The 12,553-nt window shown below is 71.8% G+C and carries 8 protein-coding genes and 1 pseudogene; 8 read left to right on the forward strand and 1 reads right to left on the reverse strand.

Features of this window, described 5'->3' with window-relative positions:
- From BN12_RS04855 to BN12_RS04875, 5 genes and pseudogenes are all read left to right on the forward strand, one after another.
- A pseudogene (locus tag BN12_RS04855) lies at positions 1-617 on the forward strand (hypothetical protein); the annotation flags it as partial.
- A 200-nt stretch (positions 618-817) separates the two neighbouring features.
- Positions 818-1,756 (forward strand): TraR/DksA family transcriptional regulator, encoded by a 939-nt coding sequence (locus BN12_RS04860; RefSeq protein WP_083454927.1) that lies wholly within the window; start codon positions 818-820, stop codon positions 1,754-1,756.
- Complete coding sequence (gene lspA, locus BN12_RS04865) at positions 1,720-2,316, forward strand: signal peptidase II (protein ID WP_083454424.1); 597 nt, start codon at positions 1,720-1,722, stop codon at positions 2,314-2,316. The genes BN12_RS04860 and lspA overlap by 37 nt, the downstream gene beginning before the upstream one ends.
- Positions 2,313-3,236 carry an RluA family pseudouridine synthase gene (locus tag BN12_RS04870; protein ID WP_048550533.1) on the forward strand — a complete coding sequence of 308 codons (924 nt, stop codon included), beginning with the start codon at positions 2,313-2,315 and terminating at the stop codon, positions 3,234-3,236. The genes lspA and BN12_RS04870 overlap by 4 nt, the downstream gene beginning before the upstream one ends.
- A gap of 64 nt (positions 3,237-3,300) precedes the next feature.
- Positions 3,301-4,710, forward strand: a complete 1,410-nt coding sequence (locus tag BN12_RS04875; RefSeq protein WP_048550535.1) for a glutamate decarboxylase — start codon at positions 3,301-3,303, stop codon at positions 4,708-4,710.
- Positions 4,711-4,728: 18 nt separating this feature from the next.
- On the opposite strand, the gene BN12_RS04880 is transcribed toward BN12_RS04875, so the two are convergent.
- The gene (locus BN12_RS04880; RefSeq protein WP_048550537.1) at positions 4,729-5,802 is read right to left on the reverse strand and encodes a DNA glycosylase AlkZ-like family protein; all 1,074 of its coding nucleotides are present in this window, start codon (positions 5,800-5,802) and stop codon (positions 4,729-4,731) included.
- A gap of 74 nt (positions 5,803-5,876) precedes the next feature.
- On the opposite strand from BN12_RS04880, the gene BN12_RS04885 reads away from it, so the two are divergent.
- From BN12_RS04885 to BN12_RS04895, 3 genes are all read left to right on the forward strand, one after another.
- Positions 5,877-6,479 carry a GNAT family N-acetyltransferase gene (locus tag BN12_RS04885; protein WP_048550539.1) on the forward strand — a complete coding sequence of 201 codons (603 nt, stop codon included), beginning with the start codon at positions 5,877-5,879 and terminating at the stop codon, positions 6,477-6,479.
- Between the two features lie 126 nt (positions 6,480-6,605).
- On the forward strand, positions 6,606-10,208 hold the full coding sequence (gene dnaE, locus BN12_RS04890; RefSeq protein ID WP_048550541.1) for a DNA polymerase III subunit alpha: 3,603 nt from the start codon (positions 6,606-6,608) through the stop codon (positions 10,206-10,208).
- Positions 10,208-12,478: a S9 family peptidase gene (locus BN12_RS04895; protein ID WP_083454425.1), complete on the forward strand. Its 2,271-nt coding sequence runs from the start codon at positions 10,208-10,210 to the stop codon at positions 12,476-12,478. The genes dnaE and BN12_RS04895 overlap by 1 nt, the downstream gene beginning before the upstream one ends.
- Positions 12,479-12,553: the final 75 nt, after the last annotated feature.

The following is a 12,553-nucleotide window of genomic DNA, read 5'->3' on the forward strand; positions in this document are numbered from 1 at the left end:
GCGCGGCGGCCGGCGGCGCGAGCGCGGCCGGCATCCTCGAGCTCGCCCAGCGCCTCCACGACGAGCACGTGAGCGCCGGCCAGGCCGAGCACGACCGCCTCGTCGCCGAGGCTCAGGCCCGCCACGACGAGCTGCTCGCGACGGGGCAGTCCCGCTATGACGAGCTGACCTCGACGGGCCAGGCCCAGCACGACGAGCTGATCAGCACGGCGACGGCGCAGCGCGACGAGATGCTGAGCACGGCCACCGCCCAGAAGGAGGAGATCCTCACCGAGGCCCGCGAGCGGTCGACGGGCATGGTCGCCGAGGCTCAGCAGAAGCGGTCCTCGATCCTCGAGGGTCTCGAGCAGGAGAAGTCGGACATCGAGGGCCGGATCGCCTCCCTCAAGGAGTTCGAGTCGACCTACCGGACCCAGCTGAGGGACTACATCACCGGCCAGCTCGACCAGCTCGAGCGCACCGGTGTCGACGTGCCCGGGGCGGGCGCTGCAGCCGGCGGCTCGGGTTCGTCGGGGTCCGGCGGCGAGGCGACGTCGGGTGACACGACGCAGGACGAGACCGCCGACGAGACGCAGAGCGAGACCGAGAGCAAGACCCAGGAGCAGCCGGCCGGCTGACGCCGATCACGGTCGCGCGGGGCGCCACACCGACAGGTGGGGCGCCCCGCGCCGTGTGTCGCGGGATCCGGGCCCGGCATGGTGGGGCCCGGCCCGGGACGGAGTGGACCGCGCGGTGGTTTGGCGCCACGCGTGCGGACGCATATCCTGCGGTCCTGCCGTGAAGCGGCAGGCACCTCATCCGACGACGAAGGATGGTCATGGCGGCACGGAAGACGGCCCCGGCGGCGAAGGCGCCGAGCACGAAGGCTGCTGCAGCCCAGGCCGCGACGAGCCGCGACTCGCGAGCGGGGACGGCCGCGAAGCGGGCGTCGTCGTCGCGCTCCACCGCCTCCGGGAATGCCTCCGCGACCACGACATCGGCCACGCGGTCCACGGTCGTGTCCAAGGCCGCGGCGTCCAAGAGCACGTCGTCCAGGAGCACGTCGTCCAGCAGCACGTCGTCGAAGAGCACGGCGTCCAAGGCGACCTCGAAGGCCGCGACCTCGAAGGCGGCGGCGAAGCGGTCCGCGCCGACGGGCGCGAAGGACGCGCCGGCCGCGGCGGGGGAGACGACGACAGCGTCTGCGCAGCGGGGGGCGAGGAAGAAGGCGGCGGCGCCGGCGACGAAGGTGGCAGCCTCCACGCCGGCGGGCCACCCGAGCCGGGCGACGACCACCCGGACACGCAAGGCTGCGGCGACGACGCCGGCAGCGAGGAAGACGACGGCGGCTGCGGCCGCGAAGAAGGCTCCAGTGAAGACGACACCTGTGCTCGCCGTGCGCGGCGACGAGGACCCCTGGACCGAGGCCGAGCTCGCCGAGGTCCGCCACGAGATCCAGAACGACATCGCCCAGCTCCAGCGGGAGATCCGGGACGCCGAGGCCGAGCTCGTCGGGCTGATGCGCGACTCCGGCGACGGCGCGGGCGACGACCAGGCCGACGCGGGGACCAAGACGTACGAGCGCGAGCAGGAGATGACCGTCGCGAACAACGCGCGCGAGCTGCTCCTGCAGAACGAGCTGGCCCTGGAGCGGATGGCCGACGGCAGCTACGGCACGTGCGAGTCGTGCGGCAACGCGATCGGCAAGCTGCGGCTCCAGGCGGCCCCGCGGGCGACCTTATGCCTCGACTGCAAGAGGAAGCAGGAACGGCGCTGAGCGAGGCCCCCTCGTCGACGGGCGCGGGAGGGCGACCGGGTCGCCGTCCCGCGCTGCTGTGGCTCCTCGGCGTCGTCGCCGCGCTCGTCGTCGTCGCGGACCAGGCGACCAAGTGGCTCGCCCTCCAACACTTGTCGCCGGGGGAGCCGCACGACGTCGTCGGCACGTGGATCCGGCTCAACCTCATCCGCAACGCCGGAGCGGCGTTCTCCCTCGGGGAGCGCTCGACGTGGCTGCTGACGATCATCGCCGTCGCCGTCCTCGTCGCGATCGTCACCGTCGCCCGGCGCCTCGGCTCGACGGCCTGGGCCCTCGCTCTCGGCCTCATCCTCGGGGGCGCGATCGGCAACCTCATCGACCGCTTCTTCCGCGAGCCCGGCGTCGGTCGCGGCCACGTCGTCGACTTCATCGACTACTTCGGCCTGTTCATCGGCAACGTCGCCGACATCGCGATCGTCACGGCGGCGGTGCTCATCGCCGTCCTGTCCCTGCGCGGAGTCCCCACGTCGGGAGAGCCGGCGGGACGGCATACCGAAGAGACCCAGGACGACCCGACATGAGCGACACCCGCGCCGTCCTCGTCCCGGAGGGCCTCGACGGGGAGCGCGTCGACGCCGCCATCGCCCGGCTCTTCGGGCTCTCCCGGAGCAAGGCGGCCGACCTCGCCGGGGAGGGCCACGTCCTCGTCGCGGACAGCGTCGTCGCCAAGTCGCACCGCGTGAGCGCGGGCCAGCTCCTCGAGGTCCGGCTTCCCGAGGTCGCGCCGAGCCCGAGCCTGCTCGTCGTCGCGGAGCCCGTCCCCGGGATGCGGATCGTCCACGACGACGACGACATCGTCGTCGTCGACAAGCCGGCGGGCGTCGCCGCGCACCCGAGCGTCGGCTGGAGCGGACCGACCGTCGTCGGGGGACTCGCCGCCGCGGGCTATCGGATCTCGACCTCGGGGGCCAGCGAGCGGCAGGGCGTCGTGTCCCGGCTCGACGTCGGCACGTCGGGTCTCATGGTCGTCGCGAAGAGCGAGTATGCCTACAGCCGGCTCAAGCACGCCTTCCGCACCCGGACCGTCGACAAGACCTACCACGCCCTCGTCCAGGGCCTGCCCGATCCCGTCGTCGGCACGATCGACGCGCCGATCGGGCGGCATCCCGGGCACGACTACAAGTTCGCCGTCATGGCGAGCGGCCGCGCGTCGGTGACGCACTACGAGGTCATCGAGGCGTTCCGGTCCGCGTCGCTCGTCGAGGTCCATCTCGAGACCGGTCGCACCCACCAGATCCGCGTGCACTTCTCGGCCTTGCACCATCCGTGCGTCGGGGACCTCACCTACGGCGCCGACCCCACGCTCGCCGCCCGCGTGCACCTCGACCGGCAGTGGCTCCACGCCGTCGGGCTCGGGTTCGAGCATCCCGGGACCGGTCGGTACGTCTCGTTCACGAGCGAGTACCCTGAGGAGCTCGAGCGGGCGCTCGACCTGCTCTGATGCTGCCGCCGCTGTCGGCGGTGGGGACATCCGACGGAGAAGGCTTCTCCGGCAAGGGGATCCGATGACAGTCCGACGGGATCTCGCGGGGCGCGAGAGCGACGACCTCGACGACGTCATCGGCCTCAACCCGCTCTTCGCGCGTCCTGGCGAGATCGTCGACGTGCCCCGCGTCCGGCTCCCGCAGGAGGAGTCGCTTCCGGAGACGGCATACCAGATCGTCCACGACGAGGCGATGCTCGACGGCAACGCCCGCCTCAACCTCGCGACGTTCGTCGGGACCTGGATGGACTCGCACGCGGAGCGCCTCTACGCGGACGCGTTCGACAAGAACATGATCGACAAGGACGAGTACCCGCACACCGCGGCCGTCGAGTCGCGCTGCTGGACGATGCTCGCCGACCTGTGGAACGCGCCCGACCCGGCCCGGGCCGTCGGCACGTCGACGATCGGGTCGTCGGAGGCGTGCATGCTCGGTGGCCTGGCCCTCAAACGCCGCTGGCAGCATGCCCGCCGGGCCGCGGGCCAGCCGGTCGACCGACCGAACCTCGTCATGTCGAGCGCCGTCCAGGTGTGCTGGGAGAAGTTCTGCAACTACTTCGACGTCGAGGCGCGCTACGTCCCGATCTCCTGGGACCACAAAGTGCTCGACGGACACGACCTCGAGCAGTACGTCGACGAGAACACGATCGGCGTCGTCGCCATCCTCGGCGTGACCTACACGGGCATGTACGAGCCGGTCGAGCAGATCGCCGCCGCCCTCGACCGGATCGAGGCCGACACCGGTCTCGACGTGCGGATCCACGTCGACGGCGCGTCGGGTGCGATGATCGCGCCCTTCGTCCAGCCCGACCTCGTGTGGGACTTCCGGGTCGACCGGGTCGCCTCGATCAACACCTCGGGCCACAAGTACGGCCTCGTCTACCCGGGGCTGGGGTGGGTCGTCTGGCGCGACGCGGACGCGCTGCCCGAGGACCTCGTCTTCCGCGTGAGCTATCTCGGTGGCGACATGGCGACCTTCGCGCTCAACTTCTCCCGTCCCGGCGCCCAGGTGCTCCTGCAGTACTACCTGTTCCTGCGTCTGGGCCGACCCGGGTTCGAGAGGGTCCAGCGCGCCTCGCACGACGTCGCCCGGTCCCTCGCCCGCGAGATCGGCGCGATGCCGGCCTTCGAGCTGTGGAACGACGGGAGCGACATCCCGGTCTTCGCCTGGCGGCTCCGGGAGGGTCACACGAGCAACTGGACCCTGTACCACCTGTCCGACCGGCTCCGGGCGCGCGGCTGGCTCGTCCCCGCATACCCCATGCCGGCCGACCTGACGGACGTCACGGTCCAGCGGGTCGTCGTGCGCAACGGGCTCTCGCAGGACCTCGCCGACGCCTTCCTCGCCGACCTCCGCAGCCAGGTCGCGTGGCTCGACGGCCTGACCGGGCCGATGCCGACCGAGGGCGCCACGCCCGGGTTCCACCACTGACGCTGGAGCGGCCTCCGGTCACGTGCGGCCGGCGTAAGTGACCCCCCGGAAGGCCGCGAGGCGCTCGCCCTGCTCGTCGATCGCGGCGTCCGGCACGTCGTCCCACAGCCGGACCTCGAGGGCGAGACGTCTGCCCTTGGTGCGCGGGCGCCAGGTGCCGGCGATCTCGTGGCCGTGCAGGATTGCGCCCGGACGGCCGAGCACCGGCCAGAGCGCCTTGCGACGGGCTGCGTCGGGGACGAGGAGCGAGCGGTCCCGGCCCTGGAGGAACAGGTCGTACGGGCCGAGCAGCCTCGTCACCGCGTCACGGGGTGGGTCGCTGAGCGCGTCGAGATCGGCCTCCAGCAGCGACGTCGCGCGGCCGTCGACCTCGACGTCCACCGCGTCGCTCGGCCAGGCGGCCGTGACGTCCGTGCTCGCCGCGTCGAGGAACTCGGTCACCTCCTTGCGCGTCGAGGGGCCGAGCAGGTGGAGGGTGCCGCGGATGGGGCGCAGCGCCGGCCGGACCCGTCCGGCCGGTCCCCGCCACCGGGGGATGCGGCGCAGCACCGGAGGCGAGGTGTCCGGCTCCAGCTCGAGGCCGCCGGTCGTCGCCCCGAGGCGGAACACCATCTCGGACAGGTGGGTCGCCCCGCACGGCCGGCACCAGCGGTGGAACGGCTCCGTCGTCCGCTCCGTCACGGCCGTCGACAGCGCGCCCTTGACGATGGGCGAGGAGGCGATGTCGCGCATCGTCGAGCCGACCGTGTCGAGGGCCACGGCGGGATCGATGCCGGCGGCCCGCAGCGGCTTGCTCGCGTCGAGGATCCGCTTCGCGGCGTCGTCGGACGACATCGGCGCGACGGCCGCCGCGACCTGGGCGACGTCGGCGCGACGGTACGCGTGGGGCGCCCCGCGCAGCGTCCAGAGGATGACCAGGTCGTCCCAGCGCGCCTCGACGCCCCGGTTGGCCAGGGCCCACAGGGCGCCGTCGGGGCCGGTGTCCTGGACGCCGAGATCGAGGACGTCGGCGTCGTCCGCCGTTGCCGGAGCGCGGTCGAGCTGCTGGGCGTGGACCCGGTAGCGCAGCACCTGCTCACGCGTCGCCGTCATGCCTCCATCCTTCATCCCCATGGTCTATCGCCTCGCACCGACACCGGTGCCCACCGGCATGCGACGATCGGTCCGTGGGCGTCTGTGTGCGGTGGGGGAGGGTCGAGGACGCGCAGGCGCTCGCGGCGGTCCACGTGCGGGCGTGGCAGGAGGGGTATGCCGGGCTGTTGCCCCAGGATCTCCTCGACGGGCTCCGTCCGCAGGACCGGCTGCCGCGCTGGACCTCGACGCTGTCAGCCGCCGACCCGCCGCGATCGGGCACCCTCGTCGCCGAGGGGGAGCTCCCGGGGGGAGTCGGGACCACGGGCGAAGGGCTCGTCGGCTTCCTCCAGCTCGGTCCGGCGCGGGACCCGGTGGAGCCGGCCGGGTCCTCCGGGGCCGCGGCGCCGGTCGAGTCGGTCGGGGAGGTGATGTCCTGCTACGTCGACCCGGCGGCCTGGCACCACGGCGTGGGGCGGGCGCTCATGACGGCGGCCCTCGAGGCGCTCGCCGAGGCGGGTCACGACCGGGCGTCCCTGTGGGTCCTCGAGGGCAACGACCGCGCCATCGCCTTCTATCGACGGACCGGGTGGGTGCTCGACGGCACCCGGAAGGGCGATGTCGTCGGAGGCCGAGACATCACCGACCTCGGCATGCGGTACGGCCTGGCCCGACGTCGGGAGGACCGGCGGCCGTGACGCGAGGGTCCTGTGGGACCGGTGGGACGGCATTCAGGCTCACCGCGACGCGACACGCCGGACCGGCACGGGACACGCCCCGGCCGGGGCGGTGGAGCGTCGGTGGGCCGTCCTAAGATCGACCCGATGTCCGACCAGCCCCCGCGCCCGATGAGTCCGAAGGACAACTTCGTCCACCTCCACGTCCACACCGAGTACTCCATGCTCGACGGGGCGGCCCGTATCGACGAGCTGCTGAGGACTGCGGCGGAGATGGGGATGCCGGCGGTCGCGACGACCGACCACGGGTACGTCTTCGGCGCGTACGAGTTCTGGAACAAGGCGCGCAGGCACGGCGTCAAGCCGATCATCGGCGTCGAGGCCTACCTCACGCCGGGCACGCACCGCACCGACAAGACACGGGTCAGCTTCGGCGACGGAGGGCGCGACGACGTCGGCGGCTCGGGCGCCTACACCCACATGACGCTCCTCGCGCGCGACAACACGGGGATGCACAACCTGTTCCGGATGAGCAGCCTGGCCAGCCTCGAGGGCCACTACTTCAAGCCGCGCATCGACCGCGAGCTGCTCGACCGTTACGGCGAGGGGCTCATCGGGACGACCGGCTGCGTCGGCGGCGAGGTGCAGACCCGGCTGCGCGTGGGCCAGTACCGCGAGGCGCGGGAGGCCGCCGCCGAGCTGCGCGACATCTTCGGCGCGGAGAACTTCTACGCCGAGCTCATGGACCACGGGATCCCCATCGAGCGGCAGACGCAGCAGGAGCTGCTCCGGCTCGCCAAGGACCTCGGCCTCCCGCTCCTGGCCACCAACGACCTCCACTACACCAAGGCCGCCGACGCGCAGGCCCATGCCGCCCTCCTGTGCGTCCAGTCCGGGTCGACGCTCATGGACCCGAACCGGTTCAAGTTCGACGCCGAGGAGTTCTACCTCAAGACACCGGCCCAGATGCGCCAGCTGTTCCGGGAGCTGCCCGAGGCCTGCGACAACACCCTCGCCATCGCCGAGCGCTGCGAGGTCTCCTTCACCGAGGGCGAGGGCCGGTACATGCCGCGCTTCCCCTGCCCGCCGGGGGAGGACGAGACGTCGTGGTTCATCAAGGAGGTCGAGCGCGGCCTGCGCGAGCGGTTCCCCGAAGGGGTGCCCGAATATGCCCGGAAGCAGGCGGCATACGAGCAGGACGTCATCATCGGCAAGGGCTACGCCGGCTACTTCCTCGTCGTCGCCGACTTCATCAACTGGGCCAAGGACAACGGCATCCGGGTCGGTCCCGGCCGGGGCTCGGGCGCCGGCTCCATGTGCGCGTATGCCATGCGCATCACCGACCTCGACCCCGTCCCCCACGGCCTGATCTTCGAGCGGTTCCTCAACCCGGAGCGCCCGTCGATGCCCGACTTCGACGTCGACTTCGACGAGCGCCGGCGGGGCGAGGTCATCCGGTACGTCACCGAGAAGTACGGCGAGGACCGCGTCGCCCAGATCGTCACCTACGGCACGATCAAGGCCAAGCAGGCGGTCAAGGACGCGGCTCGCGTCATGGGCCACCCCTTCGCGATGGGGGAGAAGCTCACCAAGGCGATGCCCGCCGACGTCATGGGCAAGGGCGTGCCCCTCTCGGGGATCTTCGACAAGGACCACCCGAGGTATGCCGACGGGGCCGACTTCCGGGCCCTCCACGAGAGCGACCCGCAGGCCCAGGAGGTCGTCGCGACGGCCGTCGGCCTCGAGGGCCTCAAGCGCCAGTGGGGCGTCCACGCGGCCGGCGTCATCATGAGCAGCGAGCCGCTCGTCGACCTCATCCCGATCATGCGCCGGGAGCAGGACGGCCAGATCATCACCCAGTTCGACTACCCGAGCTGCGAGGCCCTCGGCCTGGTCAAGATGGACTTCCTCGGGCTGCGCAACCTCACGATCCTCGACGACGCCCTCGAGAACGTGAAGGCCAACCGCGGCGAGGACCTCGACCTCGACGCGCTCTCCAAGGACATGACCGACCCGAAGGCCTTCGAGCTGCTCCAGCGCGGCGACACGCTCGGCGTGTTCCAGCTCGACGGCGGCGGCATGCGGACCCTCCTGCGCCAGATGCAGCCGGACAACTTCGAGGACATCTCGGCCGCCCTGGCGCTCTACCGGCCCGGTCCGATGGGCGCCAACAGCCACACGAACTACGCGCTGCGCAAGACGGGCAAGCAGCCCATCACGCCGATCCACCCCGAGCTCGAGGAGCCCCTCAAGGAGATCCTCGACGTGAGCCAGGGCCTGATCATCTACCAGGAGCAGGTCCAGCAGATCGCCCAGAGGGTCGCCGGCTACTCGCTCGGCAAGGCCGACATGCTGCGCCGCGCGATGGGCAAGAAGAAGAAGGAGGTCCTCGACGCCGAGTTCGTCCCCTTCAGCGAGGGGATGCGGGCGGGCGGCTACAGCGACGAGGCGATCAAGACCCTGTGGGACATCCTCGTCCCCTTCTCCGACTACGCGTTCAACAAGGCGCACACCGCGGCATACGGCCTCGTGTCGTACTGGACGGCCTACCTCAAGGCGAACTACCCCGCCGAGTACATGGCCGCCCTCCTCACGAGCGTCCAGGACGACAAGGACAAGTCCGCCCTCTACCTCGGCGAGTGCCGCCGGATGGGCATCAGGGTCCTCCTGCCCGACGTCAACGACTCCGTCGCCAAGTTCGCGGCGGTCGGCGACGACATCCGGTTCGGGCTCGAGGCGATCCGCAACGTCGGGCACAACGTCGTCTCCGCCATCATGGCCGCTCGCGAGGAGCCGGGGGCTCGTGGGGGCGGGGCCCCCGCACAGCGTGGTGGACGGTTCACCTCCTTCAAGGACTTCCTGTCCAAGTGCCCCGCGGTCGTCGCGAACAAGCGGACCATCGAGTCGCTCATCAAGGCGGGCGCCTTCGACAGCCTCGGGGAGACCCGCAGCGGGCTGCTGCGCGTCCACGACGAGTACGTCGACGCGTTCGTCGCCATCAAGCGGCAGGAGGCCATCGGCCAGGACTCGCTCTTCGGCGGGTTCGGGGACGACGGCGACGCCGGGATCGGCGAGGAGGTCATGGGACTCTCACCGGTCCCCACGGCCGAGTGGGACAAGGCGACGCTGCTGGCCAACGAGCGCGCCATGCTCGGGCTCTACGTCTCCGACCATCCGCTCTTCGGGATCGAGCACGTCCTCACGAAGGCGGCCGACCACCCCATCGCCCGCGTCACCTCCGAGGAGGGACCCGCGGACGGCGCGATGGTGACGATCGCCGGCCTGGTGACCGGGCTCGTCCTCAAGCGGAACAAGAAGGGCGAGCTGTATGCCGTCGCGACGGTCGAGGACCTCGACGGCGCGCTCGAGTGCTTCTTCTTCCCCAAGACGTACCTCACCGTGCAGGGCCTGCTCGTCCAGGACGCCGTCGTCGTCGTCCGCGGGCGCGTGAGCCGGCGCGACGACGGCGTGTCGCTCTACGCGCAGGAGATGACTCTTCCCGACACCTCCGAGGGTCCGCGCGGCCCGGTCGTCCTCGTCATGGAGCAGCAGCGGGCCACCGACCAGCGGATCCTCGCCCTCAAGAGCGTCCTGTCCGCCCACCCCGGCACGACGGAGGTGCGGCTGCGCCTCACCCGGCCCGGCCGGACGCTCCTGATGACCCTCGACCGCTCCTTCAGCGTGACGGCGAGCGAGGCCCTCTTCGGCGACCTCAAGGCGCTCCTCGGCCCGCGCTGCCTGGCCGGCTGATGGTGATCCCCCCGACCCCGCCGGTCGCGCTGCGCCGCGAGCACGTGCGGGAGCACCACGGCGACCGGTTCGTCGACGACTTCGAGTGGCTGCGCGACAAGGAGGACCCCGAGGTCCTCGCCTACCTCGAGGCGGAGAACGCGTATGCCGACGCCGTCACCGCCCACCTGGAGCCGTTGCGCCGCAGCATCTTCGCCGAGATCAAGGCACGGGTCCAGGAGACCGACGTCTCCGTGCCGGCCGCGAGCGGGCCGTGGTGGTACTACGGCCGCACCGAGGAGGGCAAGGAGTACGGCATCCACGCCCGGGCACCCCTCACCGACCGCGACGTCCGGCCCGACCTCGACGCGTCGGCGCCGATCTCCGGCGAGCAGGTCCTCGTCGACGGCAACGTCCTCGCCGAGGGGCACGAGTTCTTCTCGCTCGGGGCGCTCGCCGTCAGCGCGGACCATGCCCGGGTCGCATACGGCGTGGACGTCGTCGGGGACGAGCGGTTCGACCTCACCGTCCGCGACATCGCGAGCGGCGAGGTTCTCGACACGGCGGTGACCGGTGCGGGCTACGGCTGCGAGCTGTCCCTCGACGGCCGGTGGCTCTTCTACACGCGGGTCGACGAGGCGTGGCGGCCCTACCAGGTGTGGCGGCATCGTGTCGGCACCCCCGCGGCCGACGACGTCCTCGTCCTCGAGGAGCCCGACGAGCGGTTCTGGACCGGCATCGGGTCCTCCCGCGACGACCGCTGGCTGCTCATCGGGCTCGGGTCCCGGACGACGAGCGAGATCCACGTGCTCGACGCGACCGACCCGACGGGACGGTTCCGGATCGTCGCGCCGCGGAGGGACGGCGTCGAGTACGACGTCGAGCCGGCCGCCGACCGCTTCCTCGTCGTCCACAACCGCGACAGCGAGGACTTCGACCTCGCGTGGGCCCCGTTCGAGGCGACGAGCGACGGGCAGTGGCGGCCGATCGCCTCCTCCGGTCCGGGGGAGCGCTTCCTGTCCGTCGACGCCTTCGACGACTTCTCGGTCCTCAGCCTGCGCAGCGACGGACTCACCGCCCTGCGCATCCTTCCCGTTGACCCGTCCTCGCCGACGGGCTTCGGGGAGGGCGTGCCCGTCCCGTTCGACGAGCCGCTGCACACCGTCGGCCTCGGCGACAACCCGGAACCGGCGACGACCCGGCTGCAGCTGGGGTACGAGTCGTTCGTCACGCCCCGGTCGGTCTACGAGCTCGACGTCGCGACGGGGGAGCGGACCCTCCTGAAGCAGCAGCCCGTGCGCGGCGGCTACGACCCCTCGGCATACGAGCAGCACCGGGAGTGGGCCACCGCAGCCGACGGCACCCGCATACCGATCTCCGTCGTCGCCCCGGCGGGCGCCTCGCCGGACGGGACGCACCCGTGCCTCCTCACGGCGTACGGCGCCTACGAGATCTCCAGCGACCCCTACTTCTCCGTCGCGCGGCTCTCCCTCCTGCAGCGCGGGGTCGTGTATGCCGTCGCCCACGTCCGCGGCGGCGGCGAGATGGGGCGGTCGTGGTACGAGGCCGGGCGGTACGCGCGGAAGGTCAACACCTTCACCGACTTCGTCACGTGCGCCGACCGTGTCGTCGAGCTCGGGTGGTCGGCGCCGGATCGCCTTGCGGCGGAAGGCGGTTCGGCGGGTGGCTTGCTCATCGGCGCCGCGACGAACCTGGCGCCGGACCGGTTCCGGGTCGTCCATGCTGCCGTGCCGTTCGTCGACGCGCTGACGACGATCCTGCGGCCCGACCTGCCCCTCACGGTCGGCGAGTGGGAGGAGTGGGGCAACCCGCTGGAGGACCGGGCGATCTACGAGGTCATGCGCTCCTACAGCCCCTACGAGAACGTCGCGGCCCGCCCGTATCCGGCGGTTCTCGCGACGACGAGCCTCAACGACACGAGGGTCTACTTCACCGAGCCCGCCAAGTGGGTCGCCCGGCTGCGCACCACGGTGACGAACGACCCGGCGAGCCGGCCCATCCTGCTGCGGACCGAGATGGCAGCGGGCCACGGGGGCCGGAGCGGGCGGTATGCCGCCTGGGAGCAGGTCGCCTGGGAGTGGGCCTTCGTCCTCGATCAGCTCGGCGCCGGAGAGGTGGACGAAGCAGCCTCTCAGGCCGAAGCCGGAGGCGGCGCAGCCGAAGCCGGAGGCGGCGCGGCCGTAGCCGGAGGCGGCGCGGCCGTAGCCGGAGGCGGCGCGGCCGTAGCCGGAGGCGGCGTGGCCGATTCCGAAGCCGGCCCGCCGTCCTGACGCCGGGCGAGGGCCCATCCCGTCCACGCCTCGTCGCGGCTGACGTCCTCGACGACGTCGAGCCAGTCGGGGACC

Source organism: Nostocoides japonicum T1-X7 (assembly GCF_001046855.1).
Classification (GTDB): domain Bacteria; phylum Actinomycetota; class Actinomycetes; order Actinomycetales; family Dermatophilaceae; genus Nostocoides; species Nostocoides japonicum.

Coding starts and splice junctions, on each gene's coding strand:
- BN12_RS04880 (WP_048550537.1), bottom strand. CDS start 5,802: ATGACGGCGACGCGTGAGCAGGTGCTGCGCTACCGGGTCCACGCCCAG.
- BN12_RS04895 (WP_083454425.1), top strand. CDS start 10,208: ATGGTGATCCCCCCGACCCCGCCGGTCGCGCTGCGCCGCGAGCACGTG.
- BN12_RS04875 (WP_048550535.1), top strand. CDS start 3,301: ATGACAGTCCGACGGGATCTCGCGGGGCGCGAGAGCGACGACCTCGAC.
- BN12_RS04860 (WP_083454927.1), top strand. CDS start 818: ATGGCGGCACGGAAGACGGCCCCGGCGGCGAAGGCGCCGAGCACGAAG.
- lspA (WP_083454424.1), top strand. CDS start 1,720: ATGCCTCGACTGCAAGAGGAAGCAGGAACGGCGCTGAGCGAGGCCCCC.
- dnaE (WP_048550541.1), top strand. CDS start 6,606: ATGTCCGACCAGCCCCCGCGCCCGATGAGTCCGAAGGACAACTTCGTC.
- BN12_RS04870 (WP_048550533.1), top strand. CDS start 2,313: ATGAGCGACACCCGCGCCGTCCTCGTCCCGGAGGGCCTCGACGGGGAG.